Source organism: Pseudoxanthomonas sp. (genome assembly GCF_051953815.1).
Lineage (GTDB): Bacteria > Pseudomonadota > Gammaproteobacteria > Xanthomonadales > Xanthomonadaceae > Pseudoxanthomonas_A.
The window spans coordinates 17923-43015 of the sequence record NZ_JBQCIJ010000039.1 but is presented as its reverse complement, the minus strand read 5'-3'; the positions used below and the strand labels follow the sequence as shown (position 1 = coordinate 43015).

The 25093-nt window shown below is 67.8% G+C and carries 26 protein-coding genes; 8 read left to right on the top strand and 18 right to left on the bottom strand.

Annotation, left to right across the window (positions count from 1 at the left end; genetic code table 11):
- Positions 1-6: 6 nt before the first annotated feature.
- Complete coding sequence (locus ACTHN1_RS11460; RefSeq protein ID WP_440471069.1) at positions 7-519, bottom strand: N-acetyltransferase family protein; 513 nt, start codon at positions 517-519, stop codon at positions 7-9.
- A gap of 20 nt (positions 520-539) precedes the next feature.
- Positions 540-1019 (bottom strand): Lrp/AsnC family transcriptional regulator, encoded by a 480-nt coding sequence (locus tag ACTHN1_RS11455; protein ID WP_440471068.1) that lies wholly within the window; start codon positions 1017-1019, stop codon positions 540-542.
- Positions 1020-1148: 129 nt separating this feature from the next.
- Here ACTHN1_RS11455 and phhA point away from each other — a divergent pair, with 129 nt between their 5' ends.
- Both phhA and ACTHN1_RS11445 read left to right on the top strand, forming a co-directional pair.
- Positions 1149-2033, top strand: coding sequence for a phenylalanine 4-monooxygenase (phhA, locus tag ACTHN1_RS11450; RefSeq protein WP_440471067.1), 885 nt, complete (start codon positions 1149-1151; stop codon positions 2031-2033).
- A 23-nt stretch (positions 2034-2056) separates the two neighbouring features.
- On the top strand, positions 2057-4177 hold the full coding sequence (locus tag ACTHN1_RS11445; RefSeq protein WP_440471066.1) for a TonB-dependent receptor family protein: 2121 nt from the start codon (positions 2057-2059) through the stop codon (positions 4175-4177).
- A gap of 6 nt (positions 4178-4183) precedes the next feature.
- On the opposite strand, the gene ACTHN1_RS11440 is transcribed toward ACTHN1_RS11445, so the two are convergent.
- From ACTHN1_RS11440 to ACTHN1_RS11425, 4 genes are read right to left on the bottom strand one after another with little or no spacing between them, the layout of a single operon-like run.
- On the bottom strand, positions 4184-4879 hold the full coding sequence (locus ACTHN1_RS11440; RefSeq protein WP_440471065.1) for a helix-turn-helix transcriptional regulator: 696 nt from the start codon (positions 4877-4879) through the stop codon (positions 4184-4186).
- A 51-nt stretch (positions 4880-4930) separates the two neighbouring features.
- Entirely contained in the window at positions 4931-5725 is a 795-nt protein-coding gene (locus tag ACTHN1_RS11435) for an NIPSNAP family protein (RefSeq protein ID WP_440471064.1), read from the bottom strand.
- Between the two features lie 4 nt (positions 5726-5729).
- Positions 5730-6077, bottom strand: coding sequence for an NIPSNAP family protein (locus ACTHN1_RS11430; protein WP_440471063.1), 348 nt, complete (start codon positions 6075-6077; stop codon positions 5730-5732).
- Positions 6074-6679, bottom strand: coding sequence for a hypothetical protein (locus tag ACTHN1_RS11425; protein ID WP_440471062.1), 606 nt, complete (start codon positions 6677-6679; stop codon positions 6074-6076). The genes ACTHN1_RS11430 and ACTHN1_RS11425 overlap by 4 nt, the downstream gene beginning before the upstream one ends.
- Positions 6680-6821: 142 nt before the next feature.
- Between ACTHN1_RS11425 and ACTHN1_RS11420 the strand changes: the two genes are divergently transcribed.
- Both ACTHN1_RS11420 and ACTHN1_RS11415 read left to right on the top strand, forming a co-directional pair.
- Positions 6822-7925: a sensor histidine kinase gene (locus ACTHN1_RS11420; protein ID WP_440471061.1), complete on the top strand. Its 1104-nt coding sequence runs from the start codon at positions 6822-6824 to the stop codon at positions 7923-7925.
- Positions 7922-8575, top strand: coding sequence for a response regulator (locus tag ACTHN1_RS11415; protein ID WP_440471060.1), 654 nt, complete (start codon positions 7922-7924; stop codon positions 8573-8575). The genes ACTHN1_RS11420 and ACTHN1_RS11415 overlap by 4 nt, the downstream gene beginning before the upstream one ends.
- Positions 8576-8626: 51 nt before the next feature.
- On the opposite strand, the gene ACTHN1_RS11410 is transcribed toward ACTHN1_RS11415, so the two are convergent.
- Positions 8627-9862 (bottom strand): MgtC/SapB family protein, encoded by a 1236-nt coding sequence (locus ACTHN1_RS11410; protein WP_440471059.1) that lies wholly within the window; start codon positions 9860-9862, stop codon positions 8627-8629.
- A gap of 85 nt (positions 9863-9947) precedes the next feature.
- Between ACTHN1_RS11410 and ACTHN1_RS11405 the strand changes: the two genes are divergently transcribed.
- Positions 9948-10967 (top strand): class 1 fructose-bisphosphatase, encoded by a 1020-nt coding sequence (locus ACTHN1_RS11405; RefSeq protein ID WP_440471058.1) that lies wholly within the window; start codon positions 9948-9950, stop codon positions 10965-10967.
- 96 nt (positions 10968-11063) lie between these two features.
- Here the strand turns inward: ACTHN1_RS11405 and ACTHN1_RS11400 are convergent, their stop codons facing one another.
- A complete protein-coding gene (locus ACTHN1_RS11400; protein WP_440471057.1) occupies positions 11064-12140 on the bottom strand; it encodes a PA0069 family radical SAM protein in 1077 nt (358 codons plus the stop codon).
- Between the two features lie 57 nt (positions 12141-12197).
- On the opposite strand from ACTHN1_RS11400, the gene cls reads away from it, so the two are divergent.
- The 3 genes from cls (at position 12198) to ACTHN1_RS11385 (ending at position 14786) form a co-directional block, all read left to right on the top strand.
- On the top strand, positions 12198-13652 hold the full coding sequence (gene cls, locus ACTHN1_RS11395; RefSeq protein WP_440471056.1) for a cardiolipin synthase: 1455 nt from the start codon (positions 12198-12200) through the stop codon (positions 13650-13652).
- A gap of 62 nt (positions 13653-13714) precedes the next feature.
- On the top strand, positions 13715-13981 hold the full coding sequence (locus tag ACTHN1_RS11390; protein WP_440471055.1) for a hypothetical protein: 267 nt from the start codon (positions 13715-13717) through the stop codon (positions 13979-13981).
- A gap of 31 nt (positions 13982-14012) precedes the next feature.
- Positions 14013-14786, top strand: a complete 774-nt coding sequence (locus ACTHN1_RS11385; RefSeq protein WP_440471054.1) for a pyridoxine 5'-phosphate synthase — start codon at positions 14013-14015, stop codon at positions 14784-14786.
- A 286-nt stretch (positions 14787-15072) separates the two neighbouring features.
- Here the strand turns inward: ACTHN1_RS11385 and ACTHN1_RS11380 are convergent, their stop codons facing one another.
- The 10 genes from ACTHN1_RS11380 to recF all read right to left on the bottom strand — a co-directional run bounded on the left by ACTHN1_RS11380 (position 15073) and on the right by recF (position 24976).
- On the bottom strand, positions 15073-15471 hold the full coding sequence (locus ACTHN1_RS11380) for an ExbD/TolR family protein (RefSeq protein WP_440471053.1): 399 nt from the start codon (positions 15469-15471) through the stop codon (positions 15073-15075).
- A gap of 256 nt (positions 15472-15727) precedes the next feature.
- Positions 15728-16138: an ExbD/TolR family protein gene (locus ACTHN1_RS11375; protein WP_183639859.1), complete on the bottom strand. Its 411-nt coding sequence runs from the start codon at positions 16136-16138 to the stop codon at positions 15728-15730.
- Between the two features lie 3 nt (positions 16139-16141).
- On the bottom strand, positions 16142-16570 hold the full coding sequence (locus ACTHN1_RS11370; protein ID WP_440471052.1) for an ExbD/TolR family protein: 429 nt from the start codon (positions 16568-16570) through the stop codon (positions 16142-16144).
- A 53-nt stretch (positions 16571-16623) separates the two neighbouring features.
- A complete protein-coding gene (exbB, locus tag ACTHN1_RS11365; RefSeq protein ID WP_141454935.1) occupies positions 16624-17385 on the bottom strand; it encodes a TonB-system energizer ExbB in 762 nt (253 codons plus the stop codon).
- A gap of 80 nt (positions 17386-17465) precedes the next feature.
- The gene (locus tag ACTHN1_RS11360) at positions 17466-18140 is read right to left on the bottom strand and encodes an energy transducer TonB (protein WP_440471051.1); all 675 of its coding nucleotides are present in this window, start codon (positions 18138-18140) and stop codon (positions 17466-17468) included.
- A 163-nt stretch (positions 18141-18303) separates the two neighbouring features.
- On the bottom strand, positions 18304-19497 hold the full coding sequence (locus ACTHN1_RS11355; RefSeq protein WP_440471050.1) for a tetratricopeptide repeat protein: 1194 nt from the start codon (positions 19495-19497) through the stop codon (positions 18304-18306).
- A 134-nt stretch (positions 19498-19631) separates the two neighbouring features.
- The gene (locus ACTHN1_RS11350) at positions 19632-20438 is read right to left on the bottom strand and encodes a M48 family metallopeptidase (protein ID WP_440471049.1); all 807 of its coding nucleotides are present in this window, start codon (positions 20436-20438) and stop codon (positions 19632-19634) included.
- 74 nt (positions 20439-20512) lie between these two features.
- On the bottom strand, positions 20513-21286 hold the full coding sequence (locus ACTHN1_RS11345; RefSeq protein ID WP_440471048.1) for a lysostaphin resistance A-like protein: 774 nt from the start codon (positions 21284-21286) through the stop codon (positions 20513-20515).
- Between the two features lie 40 nt (positions 21287-21326).
- A complete protein-coding gene (gyrB, locus tag ACTHN1_RS11340; RefSeq protein WP_440471047.1) occupies positions 21327-23765 on the bottom strand; it encodes a DNA topoisomerase (ATP-hydrolyzing) subunit B in 2439 nt (812 codons plus the stop codon).
- 125 nt (positions 23766-23890) lie between these two features.
- Positions 23891-24976 (bottom strand): DNA replication/repair protein RecF, encoded by a 1086-nt coding sequence (recF, locus tag ACTHN1_RS11335; protein ID WP_440471046.1) that lies wholly within the window; start codon positions 24974-24976, stop codon positions 23891-23893.
- Positions 24977-25093: the final 117 nt, after the last annotated feature.

The following is a 25093-nucleotide window of genomic DNA, read 5'->3' as shown; positions in this document are numbered from 1 at the left end:
AGCCCCTCACGACGCCTGCGCCTCCGGCGGCGCCAGCGACCGGAACATGACGTAGGCATCCACCCACCCCGACCGTTCATGACGGAACGCCCCGGGCAGCGTGCCGACGATGTCGAAGCCCAGCCGCCGGTAGAGTTCCACCGCCGCCGCGTTGGTGCTGACCACGTAGTTGAACTGGATGCCGCGAAAACCCGCCGCGCGCGCGCGTTGCAGGCTGTGTTCGACCAGACGCCGGCCGATACCCCTGCCCTGCGCGGCGGGCGCGACCGCATAGGTGGCGCTGGCGATATGCGCGCCGCGACCGGCGTGGTTGGCGCCCAGCTTGTACATGCCGACGACTTCCCCGCCCTGCTCCGCCACCCACGCCGCGTGCGCGCCGAACCAGTGATCGCGGAAGGTGTCGCGGTCGAAGTGCTCGTCGAACGGCAAGGCGTCGCCCGGTGCGATCACCGCGCGGAAAATGCGCCACATGGCGTCGAGATCGTCGAGCGAGGCCGGGCGGATGGGCAGCTGATCCATGTCGTCTCCGATGGATATCTTCATGCCTTCGGCAGCGGCCAGCCGCCGAACGCCTTCACCGTGCGCAGCACGAAGCTGGAATTGACGTCGGCCACGCCGCTGGCGTCGAGCAGTTTGTCCAGCAGGAAGCGCGAGAAGTGTTCCAGATCCTGCACCACCACGTGCAGCAGGTAGTCCATGTCGCCGGTGAGCGCATGGCAGGTGACCACCTCGTCCCAGTGCCGGACCTTGTCGGCGAACAGCGCCACGCCGCTCTGCTCGTGTTTTTCCAGTTGCACGCGCACGAACGCCTGCAGGCCCAGGCCGACGCTCTTGGGGTCCACCAGCGCGGCATAACCACCGATGACTCCCGCCGCTTCCAGCCGCTGGATCCGGCGCAGGCAGGCCGACGGGGACAGGTTCACCTGGGCGGCGATTTCAGAGTTGGGCGCCCGGCCCTGTTTCTGCAGCAGCGCCAGCAGGCGCAGGTCGGTCCGGTCGAGGGCGGCGGAATCGGCCATTTGTTGCCTCGCAACATCACATGACGCAACAAGATTGCGCCAAGACCCCAATCACACGCAACTTTGCAACCCCATTGCGCGCCCCCGGCGCTAGCATGCAGTCGATCGATTTCCGTCCCGGAGCCCGCCATGAACGAACCCCGCCGCGTCGAGCATCAGCAGACCGACAAGGGCTACGTGCCGGTCTATACGACCGCCGTGGTGGAGCAGCCGGCCGAATATCCGGCCGCCGACCACGACACCTGGGGCAAGCTGTACGAGCGCCAGCGCGAGCTGCTGGTCGGCCGCGCCTGCGACGAATTCCTGCAGGCGCAGGACGCGATGGGCATGAGCCCGGATCGCATCCCGCGCTTCAGCGAGCTCAACCGGGTGCTGAAGGCGGCCACCGGCTGGACCCTGATCGGGGTCGAGGGCCTGCTGCCGGAACTGGACTTCTTCGACCATCTGGCCAACCGGCGTTTCCCGGTCACCTGGTGGATCCGCCGCCCGGACCAGATCGACTACATCGCCGAACCCGATCTGTTCCACGATCTGTTCGGCCACGTGCCGCTACTGATGAACCCGGTGTTCGCCGACTACATGGAGGCCTACGGCAAGGGCGGGGTGAAGGCGCACGGCATCGATCCGGAAGCGCTCGTCCACCTGACCCGGCTGTACTGGTACACCGTCGAGTTCGGCTTGATCAACACGCCGGACGGCCTGCGCATCTACGGCGCCGGCATCGTCTCGTCCAAGGGCGAATCGCTGTACTCGCTGGAGTCGCCGGCGCCCAACCGGATCGGCTTCGACCTGGAGCGGCTGATGCGCACCCGCTACCGCATCGACACCTACCAGAAGACCTACTTCGTCATCGACAGCTTCGAGCAGCTGATGAACGCCACCGCCCCCGATTTCACCCCGATCTACGCGCGCCTGGCCCACCAGGAGGCGATCCCGGCCGGCGACGTGCGCGAGGGTGACCGGGTGTTCACCCGCGGCACCGGCGAAGGCTGGCTGGCCGACGGCGACGTGTAGTCCGCCGCCCCTAGAATGGGGGCATGAATCCATTGCCCCGCGCCGCGCTGGCGCTCGCCGTTTCCGCATCGCTGTTCCCGTCGTTGCCGCTGTCCGCGCAGGAGGCGCGCACGCTGGACCGTGTCACCGTGCAGGCCTCGCGGCTGGAAGCGGTATCCGCGTTCGACACCCCGGCCTCGCTGGATGTGATCGATCTGCGCGAAGACGCGGCGACCGCCGGGGTCAATCTGTCCGAACGCCTCGGCGGCGTGCCGGGACTGCTGGCGCGTGATCGCCAGAACTATGCCCAGGACACGCAGTTGTCGATTCGTGGTTTCGGCGCGCGGGCGACCTTCGGCGTGCGTGGCGTGCGCCTGTATGCCGACGGCATTCCGGCCACGCTGCCGGACGGGCAGGGCCAGCTGTCGCATTTCAACCTGATGGGCGCCGAGCGGGTGGAAGTGCTGCGCGGTCCGTTCTCGGCGCTGTACGGCAACTCTTCCGGCGGCGTGGTGCAGCTGTCCAGCGCGCGCGGCGAGGCGCCGGGCGACATCCGCGTGCAGGGCTCGGCCGGCAGCCATGCCACGCACACGCTGGGCGCGCGCTGGTCCGGCGCGCAGGGCAGGGTGCATTACAACCTCGCGGCCAGCGTGTTCGAGACCGACGGCTACCGGGATCACAGCGCGGCGCGGCGCGAATCGTTCAACGGCAAGCTTGGTTTCGATCTGGCCGGCGAGGGCGCGCTGGATCTGGTGTTCAACCATTTCGATTCGCCGCGCGCGCAGGATCCGCTCGGCCTGACCCGGGCGCAGTGGCGCGCGGATCCGGCACAGGCGGTCGCCGCCGCGCACCAGTTCAACACCCGCAAGTCGGTGCGCCAGGATCAGCTCGGACTGGTGCTGGACCAGCCGCTGGGCGATGGCCATCGCGTGCGCGCCACCGCCTATGCCGGCACCCGCGACGTGGAACAGTTCCTGCCGCTTCCGGTGGCTGCGCAGGGCAATCCGCTCAACAGCGGCGGCGTCATCGATCTGGACAACGATCAGGCCGGCGTCGATGCGCGCTGGTCGTGGCGGGGGGAACTTGCGGCGCGGCCGTTCGAGGCCACCGTGGGCGTGAACGCGGATCGCCAGCGACAGCACCGGCGCGGCTACGAGAATTTCGTCGGCGGCCAGTGGGGCGTGCGTGGCCGGCCGCGCCGCGACGAGCGCAACCAGGTGGAGAACGTGGACCAGTACGCGCAGGCGTGGTGGCGCTTCGCCGATCGCTGGTCGCTGCTGGCCGGCGCGCGCCACAGCGCGGTGCGGTTCGAATCGCGCGATCACTACATCACCACCGCCAATCCCGACGACAGCGGGCGCGTGCGCTATGCCGAGACCACGCCGGTCGCCGGGGTGATGTTCGACGCCGGCGACGACTGGCGCGTCTACCTGTCGCGCGGGCGCGGCTTCGAGACCCCGACTTTCAACGAGCTCGGCTATCGCGCCGACGGCGGCGCCGGCCTGGCGCTGGATCTGCGTCCGGCGATCAGCCGGCACTGGGAGCTCGGCGGCAAATGGCGCTGGTCCACCGGCGAATTGTCGGTCGCGCTGTTCCGCGCCGACACCGACGATGAGTTGTCGGTCGCCAGCAATCTGGGCGGGCGCAGCACCTATCGCAACGTCGGGCGCGCGCGACGGCAGGGCGCGGAGGCGAGCTTGCGCACCTCGTTCGGCGATCACTGGCAGTGGCAGGCGGCCTGGACCTGGCTGGATGCCGAGTTCCGCGACGGCTTCCTGACCTGCGCGCGCAGCGGCTGCGCGGTGCCGGACACGCCGGTGAGGGCGGGCGCGGCGATTCCCGGCACCGCGCGTCAGCAGTTCTTCGGCCGCCTGGAATGGCGATCGGACACGTGGAGCGCGGCGGCCGAGGCGGTCGCGCAGGATCGGGTGAGCGTGAACGACATCGGCAGCGAACAGGCGCCCGGTTACGCGCTGCTGCACCTGGAAGCCGCGCGCCGCTGGCGTTTCGGCGACGACACGCTGCGCGCGTTCCTGCGCGTGGACAATGTGCTGGACCGGCGTTACGCCGGCTCGGTGATCGTCAACGAGGGCAACGGCCGCTATTACGAACCCGGCCCGGATCGCGGCTTCCTGCTGGGCCTGGAGTGGCGCAGGACGCCCTGACGCCGCTCAGGCATCCGACGGTGGCGATCCGACCCGGCGGAAGTAGGCTTCCAGGCCGCGCTCCGGATCGTCGTCGAAAATCTCGCCGGTTTCGTCCAGCTGGAGAATGCGATCGGGGCGAAAACTGCGGAAATCGCCGCGATGCCGGCACCAGGCCCCGAGCGTCCAGCTGCCGCCCCAGAACGCCAGGCACAACGGTTCCACGTCGCGCCGGGTTTCCTCGCCGGAATGATCGGCGTAGCGGAACCGCAGCACGCGCCGTTGCTCGATGGCTTCGTGCAGGCGATCCAGCAGGCCGGTGGATTCAAAGCGATCCTTCAGTTCCGGCGCATAGATGCGGGTGCGCTGCGCGCGCGCCTGCAGATCCGGCGGCAGCACCGCCTGGATTTTCAGCAGCGCCGAGCGCGCGCCCACCGACAGCCGCTGGCCACCGAAGGCGCGCACGAAGCGCGTGCCGACCACCAGGGCTTCGAGTTCGTCGGCGTTGAACATCAGCGGCGGGATGTCCGCGCCCTTGCGCAGCAGATAGCCGACCCCGGCCTCGCCTTCGATCGGAACGCCGGACAACTGCAGGTCGGCGACGTCGCGATAGACCGTGCGCAGCGAGACCGCCAGGGTCTCGGCAAGCGTGCGGGCGGGCAGGGCGGTGCGGCGTCCACGCAGGGCATGGATGATCAGGAACAGGCGGTCGGCGCGGCGCATGCTGGCATCATCCCTTGCCGGCGGCGGTGGACGCAAAGGGCGGCACGCATCTCAATCCTCCGTGTCGGCGGCGACGTCGCGGCCGATCCGCGAACGCGCGGTCGGCACCAGTCGCAGCAGGTCGGTGCGGTGCGGCTGCGCGCCGATCCGCCACGCGGCCTGGAGCTGCCGGTCGCAGCGCTCGTGGGTGGCCTCGTCGGCGAACTGCAGGACGCAGGCGAACACATGCTCGCCCTCGCGCACGGGCAGCGCGGGATAGTCGTTGGGCGCCGCGCCGGTCACCAGCGTGGCCAGCACCCGCGCATGCATGTCCTCCAGCCAGGGCCTCTGGATCTGTTCGAAGTGGGCCAGCCATTCCGCATTCACCGGTGCGTCGAAGTAGTGCAGGCAGATGACGATGCGCGCCTGTTCCGGCGCCTCCGCACCCTTCGGCGGCGGCGGCGTGGACACGGCCAGCGCGGGCCCCTCGGCGGTCGGACACAGCAGCAACACGTTGTCCGAATCGATCATCGTCGCGTTGGCCGCGTCGCGATGCGCGCGCCACGCCGGCCCTTGATAGAACCGTCCCAGCGCCTCCCGCCGCGCCGCCATGTCGGCGAACCCGCGCAGCCACACGAAACGATCCGGTTCGTCGAGATCGCGGAACTGGCCGAGCAGCACCATGCCCGCCGCTTCCTGGGTCTCGATGAATTCCCGTTCGAACAGCGCGATGAGTTCGTCGCGTCGCCCCGGATGCAGGGTGTATTGGCGCAGCTCGATCACGCCGGGAACGAAGGGAGCGGCCGAGGGCGCGGGCGGGATCCGCCAGGGCGCGTGGATCGGGGAAGGGGACAGGGTATCCAGCATGGGTTCACTCCAGGCGCAGGGTGTCGAGGGCGGCGGCGTCCATTTCCAGCACCACCGACAGGTACTCTTCGATCATGTCGAGCACGGCCTGGCGCGGTCCTTCGCGCCATTCCGCGCTGCCGTAGAACGCGTCCTGCTCGCGCTGGCGCGCCTCCAGATCCGCATAGGCGCGGATCAGCAGGTACGAGGCGCCGTCATGGGACGAGGGTCCATGACGGACCACGTCCATCCGCCAGCGCCGCAGCATCGGCATGACCGTGGTGGCGACCAGCCGGTGGAACGCATCGCGGGTGCCGGGACGCAGACGGTAGCTGCGGATTTCGACGGTCCGCGTGGAAGACGATGCGCTCACGCCACCTCCCGGGTCAGGTACATGTGCCAGTTGGTTTCCCAGTGGCCGCCGCGATCCGGCGAGAACGCCTGTTCCCAGTGCGCGCTGTCGGCCTGGATGTCGTGCCAGCGGAACCGCACCCACACTTCGCGGCCCTTGTGGCGATCGCGGCCGAGGAAGGTTCCCACGCCATCCTCGAAACGTCCGACGACGGGAGGTTCGAGTAGGCCCTGCTGGTTGTTGGCCCAGTACAGGCTCCACTGGCGCCGCGACGGGTCGTACAGGCGCAGGGTCATGCCGCGATAGCCGCCGGCCCAGTCGGTGATGAACTCGTCCAGGTTGCCGATGCCGCCCAGCACGGGACCGCAGTGCTGGCGCGCATCGAAACTTTCCCAGTCCCCGCAGCCCGCCAGCCGCTCTTTCAGCCGGACATTGCGCACGTGCCAGCGGCCATGCAGGAAATCGAAATCGTGCCGGCCCTCGGCGGGCAGCTCGTGGCCCCGGGAGGCCGGATAGATAATCTGCTCGCCGCTGACCAGGTTGCGCCCGAGTCCGGCGACATACGCCTGGAAGGCGCGCGGCAGTAGCTCCTGGGCACGCGTCGTCAGTCTCCGGGGAGTCATGCGGATTTCCTCCTGAAATGGCAGGCATCCATCCTGGCGCGGGGCTGCTGACAGCGTGGTGTCAGCAGCACGCGACCTGCCGGAAGTCACGACTTTCGCCACAGCCGTGGCGCCTGCCGGTCGCGGCAGGCAGCATATCGGCATGCGCGAACGCCTGAAGCTGCTGCTGCAACCTCTCAACCTGTCCGGCGTCCTGACCTGGGCCGCGGTGATGCTGGCGATGCGCGGCGAGACCGGCGGCCTGAGCGGCGCCCGCCTCGGCGCCCTGCTGGCGTTCCTGGCCGCGTTCCTGCTGCTGGATCAGCCCGGCGTCGGCCGGCGCCTGCGCGACGCGCTGCTGTGGCTGCAGTTGCTGCTCGCGCTGGCCATGATCCACCTGGCGCCACGCACCGGCACCGCACCGGTGCTGCTGGTGGTGGTCGCCGCGCAACTGGCGATGACCTGGCGCCCGCTGTACGCGTTGCTGGTGATGCTCGCGGCCAACCTGGCGTTCGGCCTGCTGATGGTCCGCAACGGGCATGACGCGGCCTGGTTCATGGTGGCGATCTATTGCGGCTTCCAGGCCTTCGCCGCGCTGATCGGCCACTACGCGCGCAGCGCCGAAAACGCGCGTGACCGGCTGGCGCTGGTCAACGCCGATCTGCTGGCCACCCGCGCCCTGCTGGCCGACAGCGCGCGCGACGCAGAGCGGCTGCGGGTGGCGCGCGAACTGCACGATGTCGCCGGGCACAAGCTGACCGCGATGAAACTCAACCTGCGCGCACTGGCCGCGGATCCCGCGCTGGCCGATCGTCCACAGGTGCGCCTGAGCGAGCAACTGGCCAGCGAATTGCTGGAAGACATCCGCAACGTGGTACAGGCGCTGCGCGATTCGCGCGGCCTGGATCTGGAAACGGCGCTGCGCGCGCTGGCGGCGCCACTGCCGCAGCTACGCATGCAGCTTCACATCGGCGACGACGCGGTGATCCGGGATCCCCAACTGGCCGAAACCGTCCTGCGCATCGTGCAGGAGGCCATGACCAACGCCGCGCGCCATGCCGACGCAGCCACCGTGTGGGTGGATCTGCGGCGCGAAGGCGCGCATCTGTTTCTCCGCATCGCCGATGATGGACAGGCGCCCGCGCTGCTGCGCGAGGGCAATGGCCTGGCCGGCATCCGCGAGCGGGTGAGCGGCGCCAATGGCGAGCTGCGCATCGGCCGCGGCGTGGCCGGCAATCTGGAACTGACCGTGGAGTTTCCCTCATGAGCGATGCATCCGGATCCGCGATCGTGCGGATCGCACTGGCCGATGATCAGGCCTTGGTCCGCGCCGGCCTGCGCGCCTTGCTGGACGGCCCGGAGAACATCCAGGTGGCATTCGAGGCCGAAGGTGGCGCGGAGTTGCTGGAACGGCTCGCGGCCACCCCGGTGGACGTGGTCCTCAGCGACATCCGCATGCCCGGCATGGACGGCATCGATGCCCTGCAACAGCTGCGTGCGCGCGGCAATCGCACGCCGGTCCTGCTGCTGACCACTTTCGACGATGGGGACCTGCTGTTGCGCGCGGCCGAAGCCGGCGCGCAGGGGTTCCTGCTCAAGGACGCGGCGCCGGAGGATCTGCGCGCGGCGATCCGCCGGGTCGCCGATGGCGACACCCTGCTGCAGCCGGTCTCCACCGAACCGGTGCGCGCCCGCTACCGCTTCCACGATGAAACCCCGCCCGCCGAACGTTTCAGCGAACGCGAGGTCGCCATCCTGCGCCTGCTGGCCGGCGGCTATTCGAACAAGGAAATCGCACGCACGCTGTTCCTGGCCGAGGGCACGGTGAAGAACTACGTTTCCAACATCCTCGACAAGCTCGACACCCGCGATCGCACCCGCGCGGTCCTCAAGGCCATCACGCTGCGGATCATCTGATCGCTTCCGGATAGGAGCGACATTGCTCCCGCAGGGGTGGGTCCCGCCCGCTCAGGTCAGCACCAGCACCGCCAGTCCGGCCGCCAGCGCCGCCAGCAATCCGGCCGCGACGCGCACGCCGTAGGCCGCGCCGCCGCTGATCCAGGCGATCACCGACTTGGTCGCCAGGCTCGCCCCCAGCAAGGCCAGCATCAGCCAGCGCGCCTCGTCATCGCTCAGGCCGCCGCGCGCGAACTGGTTGGCCAGCGTCGCCACCGCCGCATGCAGTTCCGCGGTCGCCGAGATCACCGCCGCCGCCATCGCCCCGCGCGGACCAATCCACGCCGCCAGCGCGGCCGAGACGAATGTCAGCACGGCCACCACCAGCGCGAAACCCAGCGCCTGGCCGAACCGGAACATGCGGCTTTCCGCGGTCGGCGGCGCCGCCGGATCATCACGTCCCGCGCGCAGGCCGAGCAGGCCGCCGACCAGCAGCACCGCGCCGATCGCGGCCAGTTCCGGCCACAGGTCGATGACCAGCGGCGGCGACACCGCCCACAGGATCGGTACGCACAGGCTCAGCGAGGCCAGATTGGACAGCAGCGCCGCCGCCACCGCCGAGGATCGCAGCGCGGGCGTCTCGCGGGCGCGCTGGCCAAAGCCGATCACGGCGGCGGTGGACGACACGTAGCCGGCGAAGAATCCGGCGACGGCCAGGCCCCAGCGGTTGCCGATCAGGCGCAATGCGACGTGGCCCAGCGCGCTGACCGCCATCACCAGCACCACCAGCTTCCACAGGGTCGCCGGGTTGATGGCCTGGAACGGCCCGATCGCCGCGTCCGGCAGGATCGGCAGGATCACCAGCGCCGAAGCCAGCAGCAGCAGGCCATCGAAGACCTCGCGCTCGCTCAGCACCTGGCGGGTCAGCCGGTGCAGCGGCTCCTTGGCGTAGAGCAGCAGGGCGGCGACCACCGCCAGGCCGGTCGCCAGCGGCGGCGACTGCACCGCCAGCCCACCCAGCAGGGCGGTCAGGAGCAGGGCGATCTCGCTGGTCAGGCCGACATCGTGATCGCGCGTGCCCAGGTACGCCAGGGCCGCCAGCACCACCACGCCGGCCAGCATCACCAGCAGCACCGGCAGGCCGAGATGGGCGGCGACCGCCGCGCCCAGGGCGGTCAGGGCATGGGTGCGCAGTCCGGCGATGGCGCGCGCCTCGCCGCCGGCACGCTCGCGGACCAGGCCGATCAACAGGCCCAGGCCCAGCGCCGAAGACAGGGAAAGCCACACCGCCGGGGGCGTCGGAATCACGGAACGTCCTCTGGATTCAAAAATTGGTCTTGCATTGGTCCGCAATGTCCGGACAATGCGCGGTTCTTCCGCCCGCCATCCTGCCATGTCCACACCCGCCGCCCACACCGTCTCCCTCAGCCGCTACCTCATCGAGGAGCAGCGCGCCGGCCGCATCGACGCCGAACTGCGCCAGCTGATCGCGGTGGTCGCGCGGGCCTGCACCAGCATCTCCATCGCGGTCAGCAAGGGCGCCCTGGGCGGGGTGCTGGGCGACGCCGGCACCGGCAACGTCCAGGGCGAGGCGCAGAAGAAGCTGGACGTGCTGAGCAACGACATCCTGCTGGAGGCCAACGCCTGGGGCGGCCACCTGGCGGCCTGCGCGTCGGAAGAAATGGAGCACAGCCAGCCGATTCCCGACGCCTATCCGCGCGGCGGCTTCCTGCTGCTGTTCGATCCGCTGGACGGCAGTTCCAACATCGACGTCAACGTCTCGGTCGGCACCATCTTCTCGGTGCTGCGCAGCCCCGAGGGCGTGAGCCGGCCGGGCGACGAGCACTTCCTGCAGCCGGGTCGCCACCAGGTCGCCGCCGGCTACTGCATCTACGGTCCCAGCACGATGCTGGTGCTGACCACCGGGCACGGCACCCACGCCTTCACCCTGGATCGGGAGCAGGGCGCGTTCGTGCTGACCCAGCGCGACATGCGCATCCCCGAGGACACCCGCGAGTTCGCCATCAACGTGTCCAACCAGCGCCACTGGGAGCCGGCGATGCAGGCCTACGTGGCCGATCTGCTGGCCGGCAAGGAAGGTCCGCGCGGCAAGGACTTCAACATGCGCTGGATCGCCAGCATGGTCGCCGACGTGCATCGCATCCTCACCCGCGGCGGCATCTTCATCTATCCCTGGGATCGCAAGGACCCCGGCAAGCCGGGCAAGCTGCGGCTGATGTACGAAGCCAATCCGATGGGCCTGCTGGTCGAGCAGGCCGGCGGCGCCGCCAGCACCGGCCGCGAAGCCATCCTGGATCTGCAACCCACCCACCTGCACCAGCGGGTGCCGGTGTTCCTGGGCTCGCGCAACGAAGTGGAAGCGGCGTCGCGCTATCACCGCGACGGCGATTGATTCTGCCTCTTGCGGCAGCGACGTGAGTTGCGATTCGACGCCGGGCCCGGATTCATCCGGTCGCGACTCATGTCGCTCCCACGCCGAGTCGACAGGTCAGAACAATTCACCCTGAGGCGAGGGTGGCCGCGGCGGCACGAACTTGCCCATGTCCAGCCCCTGGTGCTTGCGCCGATCGAAGCCCAGCCGCCGGTAAGCCAGATCGAAACGGCGCGCGAGCAGGTCGGCGTAGACGCCCTGGCCACTGAAACGCTTGCCGAAGCGCGCATCGTAATCCTTGCCGCCACGCAGCTGCTGGATCGTGCTCATGACATGCTCGGCGCGCTGCGGCAGGTGGGTCTGCAGCCAGTCGCGGAACAGCGGCGAGACTTCGTGCGGCAGCCGCAGCAGCACGTAGCCGGCCGAATCGGCGCCGGCATCGCGCGCGGCCTCGAGCACCGCCTCCAGCTCGCTGTCGTTCACCCACGGAATCACCGGCGCGAACATCACCCCGACCGGGATACCGGCCTCGCTCAGGCGGCGCACCGCGCGCAGGCGCGAATGCGGCGCGGACGCGCGCGGTTCCAGCCGCGCGGACAGCTGGTTGTCCAGGGTGGTGATCGAGAAATACACCTGCACCAGGTGGTCGCGCGCCATCGGCGCCAGCAGATCGAGGTCGCGCTCGACCAGCGCGTTCTTGGTGATCAGCGAGAACGGATGCCGGGTTTCGGCCAGCACCTCGATGATGCGCCGGGTCAGGCCCAGCCTGCGTTCGGTCGGCTGGTAGGCGTCGGTGTTGATGCCCAGCGCGATCGGGCTGCAACGGTAGCCCGGCTTCGCCAGTTCCTTGCGCAGCAGCTCGGGCGCATTGGTCTTGGCGAAGATGCGGGTCTCGAAATCCAGCCCGGGCGACAGGTCCAGGTAGGCGTGGCTCGGACGGGCGAAGCAGTACGAGCATCCATGCTCGCAGCCACGATAGGGATTGAGCGATTGCTGGAACGGGATGTCCGGCGACTGGTTGCGGCTGATGATGCTGCGCGCGCGTTCCTCGGTGACCTGGGTGGCCGGGGCGGATTCGATTTCATCGGCGCGGTCGCGCTCGTGCCAGCCGTCGTCCTCCGCCCGCGCGGTGGTCACGGCGAAACGGCCCGGCAGGTAGCCGGCGGAACCACGGCCTTTGATCGCATCACCCATCCGCGAAGATTACGCCCGGGCCGTCTCAACGGCGGCGACACCGCATAGAATCCGCACATGCTGGAGACCCTGCACCATTGGTGGGATGCCTTCCTGACCATCCCGCACCTGCAACGCTGGCTGACCCTGGCCTGGCTGCTCTACCTGATTCCGCTGTGCGGCTGGATCGTGCTGCAGAAGCGCGAACCGGTCGCCACCCTCAGCTGGGTGCTGTCGCTGTCGCTGCTGCCCTACATCGGCTATCTGATCTACTTCCTGCTCGGTCCGCAGAAGATCAAGCGCCAGCAGTTGCGCCGGCACCAGTCGCGCACCGGCCTGGATACCTACGAGACGTTCTGCCCGGCCGAGGAAGGCTGCACGGAGCTGGCGATGCTGGCCCAGAGCACCACCGGCCTGCCGCCGTCGACGGCCACGTCGGTGCAGCTGCTGGTGGACGGCTCGGCCACCTACGAGGCCATCCTCGATGCGGTCCGGCAGGCCCGCGACCACATCCATCTCGAGTACTACATCTACAACCCGGATCGCTGCGGCACCCGATTGCTGGAGGCGTTGATCGCCAAGGCGCGGGAAGGGGTGAAAGTGCGCCTGCTGCTGGATGCGGTCGGGTCCTCGAAGGTGGGCCGCCGTTTCCTGCAGCCGCTGCACGACGCCGGCGGCGAAAGCGCCTGGTTCCATCCCACCCGGTTCCGCCCGTTCACCCGCCCCTGGGTCAACCTGCGCACCCACCGCAAGATCGTGGTCATCGACGGCGGCATCGCCTTCACCGGCGGCATCAACATCACCGACGAGGAGGACGAGTCGCTGCGCCCGGATGCCTACCGTGATCTCCACCTGCGGATGGAAGGCGAGGTGGTGCGCAGCGTCCAGCAGGTGTTCGTCGAGGACTGGGTCTACGCCACCGGCCAGACGCGCAAGGACTTCCACGGCACCCGCCTGTGGATCGCGACCGAAACCGGCGTGGAAGGCGGCATCTCCGCGCAGACGCTGGTGTCCGGCCCGGACTCGGCCTGGGAACCGATCCACCGCATGCACGTGGCGGCCATCCACGAAGCCAAGTCGCGTGTCTGGCTGGTGACGCCGTACTTCGTTCCAGGCGAGGCGGCGCGGATGGCGCTGACCTCGGCGGCGCTGGGTGGCCTGGACGTGCGCCTGCTGGTGCCGAAAATGAGCGATTCGCGCCTGGTGACCTATGCCGCGCGTTCCTACTTCGACGAGTTGCTGGCCGCCGGCGTGAAGGTCTACGAGTACGGGCCGCGCATGATGCACAGCAAGGCGTTGCTGTGCGACGACCATCTTGCGCTGATCGGCAGCGCCAATTTCGATCACCGCAGCTTCCGGCTGAATTTCGAGATTTCCATGCTGTTCCGCGACCGCGGCCTGGCAGGCCTGCTGGCGCAGTTGCTGGAGGGCGAGTTCGCCGTATCCGCTCCCGTCCACTTGCAACGCCGGCGCTCGCTGTGGCGGCATCGCCTGCCCGAAGCATTGGCGCGGCTGACATCCCCGCTGTTGTGATCCGCGCCGCTTCCGGCCCGGGCCGGGCGTTGTACACTCCCGCCATCCAGGGGAGGACGGTCATGCACTGGCTCTATTTGTTGTTCGCCGTGGGGGCACTGGTGCTGTCCATGCGCACCACCTCGACCGCGCTGATGGTGGTCGGCCTGCTCGCCGCACTCGGCCTGTTCATCGCATGGATTGTCGGCTGGTATGCCGCGCGGATGGGCGACAGCCAGCGCGACGAGTCCCAGATGATCGATCCGGCCGAGCTGCGCCGCCTGCGCGAACTCGCCGAGGCGCGCAAGCAGGGAACGTTGCCGCCGTCGTCGGGATCGCCGCCCCTGTGAGTCACGCCATCCGCTTCGCAGGGAGGCCGGGATGACCGTCCTGAGCGTCAATGTCAACAAGATCGCCGTGCTGCGCAATTCCCGCGGCGGCGACGAGCCGGACGTGGTTCGCGCGGCGCGCGCCTGCCTGTATGCCGGCGCGCACGGCATCACCGTGCATCCGCGCCCCGACCAGCGTCATATCCGCGCCGACGATGTGCACGGACTCGCCGAACTCACCCGCGGCAGCCAGGTGGAACTGAACCTGGAAGGTAATCCGTTCGCGCCGCCGCGCGAGGGCTATCCGGGTTTCCTCGCGCTGTGCGAGCAGGCCCGGCCAGCGCAGGCGACGCTGGTGCCGGACAGCGACGGCCAGATCACCTCGGATCACGGCTTCGATTTCGATCGCGACGCCGATCGCCTGGCTCCCCTGATCGCCGAGCTGAAATCCTACGGCTGCCGGGTCAGCGTGTTCGTCGATGCCGGCTGCCCTTCACTGGAAAAGGCCGCCGCCATCGGCGCCGACCGCATCGAGATCTACACCGGCCCGTTTGCCGAGGCGATGGCCGCCGGCGACGCGGACGCGGAACTGGGCCGCTGCATCCAGACCGTCCGCCATGCCCGCTCGCTCGGCATGGGCGTCAATGCCGGCCACGATCTCAGCCAGGCCAACCTGCAGGAATTCCTGGAAGCCGTTCCCGGCGTGCTGGAAGTCTCCATCGGCCACGCACTGATCGGCGAAGCCCTGTACGCGGGCCTGCATCGAACGGTGCAGAACTACCTCGCCATCCTGGAGTCGGTGCGGACGGGAGAGGCGACGGGCTAAGGCCTGCAGCGTCCAGACGAAAAGGCTTGCGACCAGCAACCTGCGGCGGTCCGCAATGGAGATCGCGTGGAGGCATATCGCTGGCATGGGCGCATGTCGGCATGCTTCCGGGAAGAAAGCGGCCGGGCATAGACAGCGGAGCAGGAGTGCCCCCACGCAGGCTTCGACATACGCCGGCGCGCGCCTGGATGAGGATGCGTCGGCAAGCCTCGAACACGGTCATCCGGATGACCGCGTTCAAGCGGATGCCCGTCATCGATGACGGGCGATCCGCATCGGTGCCGGGTCAGTGCTCGCGCCAGCTGACCTGCTGGATGCCGCTGGCACGCACCTGCGCCAGCGCGGTGACCACCTGCTGGTAGTCGGCGTCCGGCGAGGCATGCAGGGTCAACGCGGCCTTGGGATCACTGCGAAGCGCGTCGTCCAGGCGGACCCGAAGGTCCGCCGCCGACAGCGGGCGGTCGTCCAGCCTCATGCTGCCATCCGCGGCAACGTCCAGGCTCAGGATCAGGGGCTTGGCCTGATCGATGGGCGGGGTGGATTGCGGCAGGGCGAGATCCAGCGGCCGCGAGAGCAGGGGCGCGGTGACCATGAGGATGATCAGCAGGACCAGCATGACATCGACCAAGGGGGTGACATTCATCTCCGCCAGGGCGGAGGGACGTGCGGTTGCGGAGAAAGCCATGGCGTACTCCTTTCGCGTCGGGTCGGAACCCACGCTACGCCTGTCCGCCGGGTCATGGCAAGAGACGCCCGGAAGCAGGAGCAAGCGGGCCGCGGCTCGAGGTCGATTCGAGCGATGGCCCCAGCCTGCGTGAAAAACAGCGGTATAAGGCGAGCAGGTTCCACGGTCGCGACTCGCGTCGTTCCTGCAGGACGGACCGCGACGCAAAAAAAACGCCGCCCGAAGGCGGCGTTCAAGAGGTTTGCGTCTATGCGTGTTACTGCACGAAACCGATTTTCTGCATCTGTGCGTTCTTGGCCGCGGCCAGTACTTTCGCCATCACGTCGTACTGGGCGTCCGGGTTCGCGTCGATGCGCAGTTCCGGCTGGTTGGTCGGGTCACGCTGGATCTCCTGCTCCATGCGCTGCTGCAGATCGCGCACGTTGACGGGCGAGTTGTTCCAGTAGACCGAGCCGCCCGCGTCGATGCGCAGATCGATCGGCGGCGGCGGTTCCTTCAACTGCGGCGGCGGGTTGATCACACGCTGCGGCAGGGCCACGTCGATCGGATACGTCATGATCGGCGCGGTCACGATGAAGATGATCAACAGCACCAGCATCACGTCCACGAGGGGCGTGACGTTGATGTCGGCCATGGGGCCCTTGCTTCCACCACTACTGAATGCCATGGCTTACTGCCCCTTTTCTTTGGTGGCGACGTAGCCGATATCCAGCATGCCCTGGCTCTGCGCGATCTTCGTCACCTCGTTGATCGTGCGCATCTTGGTGGTGCGGTCACCACGCAGATTGAGCTTGGGCTGCGGCTGCAGCTGGGCCGTGCTGGACAGCCGCGATTCCAGGATTTCCTTGCTGATCGCTTCGTCGTTCCAGTACAGCGAGCCATCTTCCTTCACCGAAATGGTGATGGGCGGAACCGGCGGGGCTTCCTTGTCCTTGCCGTCCTGCACGAGGTTGGCCTCGGGCAGTTCGATCTTCACCTTATGCGACATCAGCGGCGCGGTGATGATGAAGATGATCAGCAGCACCAACATCACGTCCACGAGGGGCGTGACGTTGATCTCGGCCATCGGGCCACTGCTATTACCACTACTGAAAGCCATTTTCGGGCTCCGTCAATGCTTGTCGATATGCGTGGGACTACTGTTGCCGTGGCTTAGCGGACGCGCGAGCCGGTGGCGAAGAAGTCGTGCAGATCGTGGGCGAACGTATCGAACTTGGAGATGGTCGAGCTGTTCGTCTTGCTGAAGAAGTTGTAGGCGAACACGGCCGGGATCGCGACGAACAGACCGATGGCGGTCATGATCAGCGCTTCACCCACCGGGCCGGCAACGGCGTCGATCGAGGCCTGGCCGGTGGCGCCGATGCGGATCAGGGCGCCGTAGATGCCCCACACCGTACCCAGCAGACCCACGAACGGGGCGGTCGCGCCGACCGTGGCGAGCAGGGTCATGCCGCTCTGGAGCTTGGCGCTCTCGCGGGTGACGGCCTGGCGCAGGGCGCGGTCGACGAACTCGGAGCGGCTCAGGGCTTCACCCAGACCGGCGCTGGAACCTTCGGCGCGCTGGTGGTGGGCGGCGGCCTGGGCGGCGTCCAGGGCGATCTTGGAGAACGGCTCGTTCTTCGGCTGTTCTTCCATCAGGCGGATGGCGTCCTGCGCGTTCGGGGTTTCCCAGAACGTGCTGACGACGCGGTCGGCCTGGCCCTTCAGGCGGACGCTCTTGAGCGAATTGATGACGGTCCAGTACCAGGACATGGCCGACATGGCGACCAGGATGAGCAGCACTGCCCAGGAGACGGCGTACTCGCCGGGCTTTTGCACCATTTCGGTGATCAGGTGCTCGAAGCCCATGTTGGTGAGGGCACTCGCGGCGTTGTTGCCCCCGGCTGCGGCGGCGATGATGGTTTCCTGCAGCATGACGCTTACCTTTATTTAAGTGTGTTGATTGAGGGTGTTGCGGGTGACGAAACGGAAGGGGTAACTCGGGACGGGCGGCGTCAGCCGCCCATCTTGAAGTCGACCGGAACGCGGACGCGACCGGCGGCCTTCTGGCCGTTGACGACGGACGGGTTGAAGCGCCACTTGCGGGCCGCTTCCATCGCGGCGCGGTCCAGGTCGCGGTTGCGGCTGGACTTCTCGACGGAGACGTTGGTGACGTTGCCGCTGGCGTCCACGTCGATGATCAGGATGACCGTGCCTTCGATGCCGGCGCGGGCGGCCGACGGCGGGTAGCGCGGCGGGTTCATGTTCTTGGACGAGATGTCCACGCTGGCGCCGATGTCGGCGACCGGGGCCGGCGGCGCGGGCGGGGCCGGCGGCTGGTAGACGTCGGTCGGGCGGGGCTCGGACACTTCGACCGGCGGCGCCTCGGGCGGCGGCGGCAGCGGGGTGGTCTTGGGCGGCGCCAGATTCTTGACCGGCGGCGGCGGCGTGTCCTGCTTCGGCGGCGGCGGCGGCGGCGGCGGGGGCGGCGGCGGCGCATCGACCACCACGACCTGGATACGATCCTTCTGTTCCTTTTCCGCCGGCGGAGCAACCGCGGGAATTAGGAGCAGCAGCAGCGCGGCCGCGTGCAACGCGATCACGAAGGCTATGCCGATGATACGGGGCCAATTGAGGCTCTTGTCCTCTTCCTCTTCCCGGTACCGATTGATGACCAGTTGTTCAGCCATGCGCCAATGAACTCAAGGTTGGTGCGGGACGTCGGAACGTCCGCGTCGTATTAGATTCCCCCCACCTGACTTTTGGCAGGGGGAACTCTCAGCTTATACCATTCCGTGGTGCCAAAACCATCGTTTTTTCGATGTTTCTGGCCGTCCGAATATTGGTTTCCCGTTAGGGCAGGGCCAAGATCTTCTTGGCGTCCTCGGGCTTCTTCAGCCCCTTGTCCAACGCGGACTTGGCGGCCTGCTTGGCCTCCGGAATCCGGTTTTCCTGCCACAGGACGCGCGCCAGGTTCAGGTAGGTTTCGCCATTGGGCGACTGCGGCGCGGCCTTCTTCCAGGCCTCGATGGCCTGCGGGATCTGCTCGGAGTAGTAGTAGGACTGGGCCAGCGCCAGCTGGACCTGGTAATCGTCCTTGAGGACGCCCTTCTGCAGGCCTTCGTTGATGACGGAGACGACGTCCTTCTCGCGTCCGTCCATGTTCGCGTACATGCTGTAGAGCTGGCGGTACTCGCGATCGTCGGTGAGCTGGCCGGAAGCGCGCAGCTTCTCCAGCACGCCGGCGGCCTGGTCGGTCTTGTCGGCCTGCAGGTAGACCGAGGCGAGATTCATCTGCGCCTTCTTGTCGGTCGGGTTCTTGGAAGCGAGCTGTTCGGCGAGCTTGACGGCCGCGTCGTTCTGGCCGGCCTCTGCATAGCTGGCCATCAGCAGCTGCATCCATTCGTTCTTCGGTTCCGGCGAGCCTTCGATGGCCTGCTTCAGGAACGGAATCGCATCGGCGTAGCGCTCGGCGCGATACAGGATGTTGCCCTTGACGATCAGTTCCTCGGGCTTCTGCGACTTGGTTTCGGCAAAGAACTTGTCGATCGTCGCCAGCGCTTCGGTGAACTGGTCATCCTGCATCTGCAGCTGGGCCAGGAAGAACATCGTCTGGTAGTGGTTGTTGTTGTCCAGGCCGTTGAACTCCAGGACCTTGTTCGCGTAGTCCTTGGCGAGCTTGGAGTCGTCCTTGCCGTAAGCGGCCTGCGCGCCGATCTGCGCGGCCACCGACTTGTCGTAGGCATTGGCCTTGTCGCTGGCGATGATCTCGTTGGCGAGCGTGATCGTCTCGTCTTCGTTGTTTTCCTTCTCGTAGGCCTTGAACAGCTTGTTGAGCTGGTTCTGCATCTTGGCCGACGCTTTTTCCTTCGGCTCCTGGCGGCTGGCCTCGGGATATTTGATCTCGACCTTTTCCTTCTTCTGCCGGCGCTGCGAACTGTTGTCGTCGCGGTTCATCTGGGCAGCGGCATCGGCGGCAACCCCGGCACCCAGCAGGCCGATGATGGCGAGGGAGAGCAGGGCATGTTTGGACTTGCGATGCAGCATGGGGGTCACCTCGAAGCGAACGGCAAAAGTCTGTAGGGGGTGGTCGGATCCTTCCGGGGCCGGAAAAGCTATCAGAAACTCCAGTGAAACAGGTAAGGTTTTTGTTGCTGCACGGCAGCAATACGGGAGCGATCTCAGCCGCAGCGGGGGGTGTTTCCGGCCTTCCGGGCGGCCTCGTAGGTGGGCACCAGGGCGGGAGCGTCGCGCTGGAGCTCGCGGATGCGGTTGGTCGGGTCGGGATGGGTGGACAGCCATTGCGGCGGCCGCCCGCCGCCGGCGGCCATCATGTTCTCCCACAGGTTGACCGCCTGGCGCGGGTCGAACCCGGCCTGGGCCATCAGTCGCTGGCCCACCACGTCGGCCTCGCTTTCCTGGGTTCGCGAATTGGGCAGCAGGATCAGGCCCTGGGCGCCGAGGCTGCCGAACTGGCTGACCGCGTCCACGCCGGTCTGGCCGTACCTGGCGCCGGCCAGCGCGCCGAGGATGCTCAGGCCGGTCTGGGTGCCCATCTGCCGGGTGATGCGTTCTTCGTGATGGCGGCTGATGACGTGGCCGATTTCATGTCCCAGCACCGCGGCGAGCTGATCCTGGTTCTTCGCCACCGTGAAGATGCCGGTGTTCACCCCGACCTTGCCGCCGGGCAGGGCGAAGGCGTTGGGTTCCTTGTCCACGAACACCGCGGTTTCCCAGGCGACGGCGCGCTGCTGGGGCGGCAACTGGCGCACCAGCGCGTTGACCACGCAGGTGACGTACGCGTTCTGTTTCGCGTCGCGGTTGGCGGGCTCCTTGGCCTTGGTTTCGGCGAAGGCCTGCGCGCCGAGTTGGTCCAGCTGCTGCTGTGAAATGCCGCCGACCACCTGGGTGCGCCCGGTGGGCGAGGTGGTGGTGGCGCAGGCGACCAGCAGCGCCGCGATGGCGGCGGCAAGCAACCAGGGTTTCATGACGTGCCTCCAGCGCGGAATCGCGTTTAGTGTCGGCAAGACCGTCTTAACATTCCGTCAACCGGACGCCGCCGTCAGCCACCCGCCAGCTGCAGGGCCCCCAGGGCCAGGGCGTTGTTCAGCGCATGGGCGGCAATCGGCGCCCACAGGGTGCCGGTGCGGCGGTACACCCAGGCAAAGGCCACGCCCATCCCGGTGTACACGGCGAGCAGCAGCAGCGTCGGGGCCAGGCCGTTGCCGTTGAGGCCGGGCGCCTCATGGGCGAGGGCGAAGACCAGGCCGCTGAGCAGCATGCCCAGGACCGGATAGCCCGCCCGCCAGAGGCCGCCGAACAGGACGCGGCGGAACAGCAGTTCCTCGTAGAGCGGTGCCAGCAGGACCGCGAACGCCATGGTGAAAACCGGCGTGCTGCTGGTCAGTTCGCGGATGGGCGCGAGGTTGCTGGGATTCGGCGGAACGCCCAACCGCTCGCCCAACCAGGCGGCGGCCGTGCTGGACAGGAAGGTCAGCAGCGCCACGCCCACCACCGCGCCCCAGGTCCCGGCCCTGCGCAGGGCCTGCCATGAATGCCGGCGCTCCAGGGCCGTGGCGGGACGCCGCCAGAAATACAGCAGCAAGGCGGTGCTGCCCATCGAGAACAGCGCGATCAGGATCTGCGCGAGCGCGCCCGGCTGCGCCAGTCCGGCGAGGATCTCGGCTTCTTCCGCGCCACCGGCCGCCAGCTGGATGGCACGCAGGATGCCCCAGACGACGCCGGCCCCCATCATCAGCGCGAAGGTGATGACGAGGGCGAGCGCGGTATCGATGCCGAAACCGGCCAATGCCGAACGCAGCCGCGCCGGCGGCATGGGCGATGGTCCTGCGTCCGGCGCGACCTGCATGGATCGATCAGACGTCGAGGTTGGCGACCTTCAGCGCGTTGGCTTCGATGAAATCGCGGCGCGGTTCCACCACATCGCCCATCAGCGTGCTGAAGATCTGATCCGCCGCAACCGCATCCTCGATGCGGACCTGCAGCAACCGGCGCGTATCCGGATTGACCGTGGTGTCCCACAACTGCTCCGGATTCATTTCACCCAGGCCCTTGAAGCGCTGGATGCTGCGGCCTTTCTTCGCTTCGTCCAGCAGCCATGCCTGCACTTCGGCGAAGCTCTCGATCGCCTGCGTCTTGTTGCCGCGCAGGACGCTCGCGCCTTCGCGGATCAGGCCATGCAGCAGATCCGCCGATTCGCGCAGCGCGCGCAGTTCGCCGCTCTCGAAAACCGACAACGGCAACACCTGGGTCAGTTCCTCGCCCATGTGTCGACGGGTGGACAGCAACGCGGCCGGACGCTGTTCGTTGGCCGTTTGCAGTTGCAGCGAGTAGCGCGGACTGCCGAGGCCGCCACGATTGAGCTTGGCTTCCAGCGCGTCCAGTTCGGCGCGCTGTTCCTGGTTGCGCGCGACGAACGCCGCGTCCAGAGGCGCGGCGTCGATCAGGGCTTCCAGCAGCTGCGAATCGAACCGGTGCGCGTTGCGTGCGATGGCCTCGCGCGCGTTTGCGTAGGCCAGCAGCAGTTTTTCCAGCGCCTCGCTCGGAATCGGCGGCTCGCCGTCGGCCGGAATCAGGGCCGCGCCTTCGACCGCGCTGTTGGCCAGATAGAGGTTCAGCGCCGCGTCGTCCTTCAGATACAGCTCCTGCTTGCCCTGCTTGAGCTTGTACAGCGGCGGCAGGCCGATGTAGACGTGACCGCGCTCGATCAGCTCCGGCATCTGCCGGTAGAAGAACGTCAGCAGCAGTGTGCGGATGTGGGATCCGTCCACGTCGGCGTCGGTCATGATGATGATGCGGTGGTAACGCAGCTTGTCCGGGTTGTACTCGTCCTTGCCGATGCCAGTGCCCAGCGCGGTGATCAGCGTGCCGACCTCGGCCGAGGACAGCATGCGATCGAAACGCGCGCGTTCCACGTTGAGGATCTTGCCGCGCAGCGGCAGCACCGCCTGGTTCTTGCGGTTGCGGCCCTGCTTGGCGGAGCCGCCGGCCGAGTCACCCTCGACGATGAACAGTTCGGACTGGGCGGGATCCTTTTCCTGGCAGTCGGCCAGCTTGCCGGGCAGGCCGGCGATGTCCAGCGCGCCCTTGCGGCGGGTCAGTTCGCGGGCCTTGCGGGCCGCTTCGCGCGCACGCGCGGCGTCGACCACCTTTTCCGCGATGGCGCGGGCCTCGTTGGGGTGTTCCTGCAGGAACTCCTCCAAACGTGCGCCGAACGCGGCCTCAACGGCCGGCTTCACGTCGGAACTGACCAGTTTCTCCTTGGTCTGCGAGGAGAAGCTGGGATCCGGCACCTTTACCGACAGCACCGCGATCATGCCTTCGCGCATGTCGTCGCCGGACAGGTTGACCTTGGCCTGCTTGGCGATGCCGTTCTGCTCGATGTAATTGCTGAGGGTGCGGGTCAGGGCCGCGCGGAAACCCGCGAGGTGGGTGCCGCCGTCCTTCTGCGGAATGTTGTTGGTGAAGCAGAACATCGTTTCCTGGTAGGCGTCGGTCCATTGCAGGGCCACGTCCACCGTGATGCCGTTGGTCTCGCCGGTCACCGAGATGACGTTCGGATGCAGCGGGGTCTTCAGCTGCGCCAGGTGCTCCACGAAGCTGCGGATGCCGCCTTCGTACTGGAACACGTCCTGGCGGCCTTCGCCGCGCTCGTCGATCAGGGTGATCTTCACGCCCGAGTTGAGGAACGACAGCTCGCGCAGGCGGCGGGCCAGGATGTCGTAGTGGAATTCGACGTCGGTGAAGATCTCGGCCGAAGGCCAGAAGCGCGTCAGCGTGCCGCGCTTGCTGGAGGCCTCCAGCTGCCTCAGCGGATAGACCGGTTCGCCGAGGTGGTATTCCTGTTCGTGGTGGAAGCCGTCGCGCCAGATATCCAACGTCAGCTTGTTCGACAGCGCGTTGACCACCGAGACGCCGACGCCGTGCAGGCCGCCGGAAACCTTGTAGCTGTTGTCGTCGAACTTACCGCCGGCATGCAGCACGGTCATGATGACTTCGGCCGCGGAAACGCCTTCTTCCTTGTGGATGTCGACCGGAATGCCGCGGCCGTTGTCGGATACCGAAACCGAGCCGTCGTCGTGGATCTTCACGATCACATCGTCGGCATGGCCCGCCAGGGCCTCGTCGATGGAGTTGTCGACGACTTCGAACACCATGTGATGCAGGCCGGTGCCGTCGTGCACGTCGCCGATGTACATGCCGGGGCGCTTGCGGACCGCTTCCAGGCCCCGGAGGACGGTGATTTTGCTGGAGTCGTAATTGCCGTTCGGTGCAGGAATCGTTTCGTCGGTCATTCGCTTCGTGGTCGGCTGCATAGCCGCTGGTGCCAGACCGGGGAACGCCGGGCGGGCACGCAAGCTATAGGGATACGAGGCGAAATTATAGCACCCCGGGGGCCCCCGCCCCGGCGTGCCGGGTGTCAGACAGGGGACAGCCGGCCATGTTCCACGTGGAACTGGGCAGGAATGGCCTCCAAATCCCGCAATGCCGGCGGCGGTTCGGTGCCGGTGATGAACACCTGGGCGCCACTGCCCAGCAGACGCTCCAGGACCCGCCGTTGGTGACCCCGATCCAGCTCGGAAGCCAGGTCATCCAGGGCGATCACCGGCCACTCGCCCCGGCGGGTGGCGTAGTCCTCGGCCTGGGTCAGCAGGCAGGCCAGCGCGGTCAGTTTGGCCTGACCGCGGGACAGAGCCTCGCGCGCCGGGCAGGCGGCGTAGTCCACCCGCCAGTCGGCCCGATGCGGCCCCACCGAGGTATGCCCGGTGGCGCGGTCGCGTTCCCGCGCCAGCAGCAGGGCATCGGCGAGGGAAACCTCGTGCCGGCGCCAACCCGGCTGGAATTCCAGGCTGGCCCGGCCAAGGGCCGGCACCAGTTCCGCCGCCATCCGGCTAAGGCGGGGTTGCAATTGCTCCAGGTACTGCAGGCGCCGCTGGGTCAGCGGTTCCCCCGACTCGGCGAGTTCATGGTCCCAGGCATCCAGTTGGGCGCCGCCGGCCCCGGATTTGAGCAGGGCATTGCGTTGCTTCAAGGCGCGGGCGTAGCGCCGCCATAATCCGAGGAAATCCTGTTCCACGTGAAACAAGCCCCAATCGATGAAACGCCGACGGGGTTCCCCACCGCCGGTCACCAGCGCGTGGCTGCCGGGTTCGAAGCTGACCACCGCCAGGGCGGCGCAGAGTTCGCCCAGCTGAGCGACGGTCTCGCCGTCCAGCCGCCCGGTCCAGGCCTGTCCGCTGTGACGCAGCCCGGCTCGCCGGGGGCGGGGAACCCCGGCCTCTTCCCATTCGACGAACACCTCGACGGCCTCGGCGCCGGTCCGGACCAGCCCGTCGCGCACCCGCCCCCGGAAGCTGCGGCCATACGCCATCAGGTGCAGGGCCTCCAGCAGGCTGGTCTTGCCGGCGCCGTTGTCCCCGGTAATCAGGTTCAGCCCGGGCGCAGGTTGCAGGCTGGCCTGTTCGAAGCGGCGCAGGCCCGCCACGGTCAGCCGGGTCACGCGCATGGGCGACAGGCCCCGACAAGAAAGGGCTGATCGGCGAACGAACGTCGGAGGACCGCCGGAATCGACGGGAGCAGGCGGGGGGGCATGGACGGATCTTACCGGGATCGACGGGCTGGG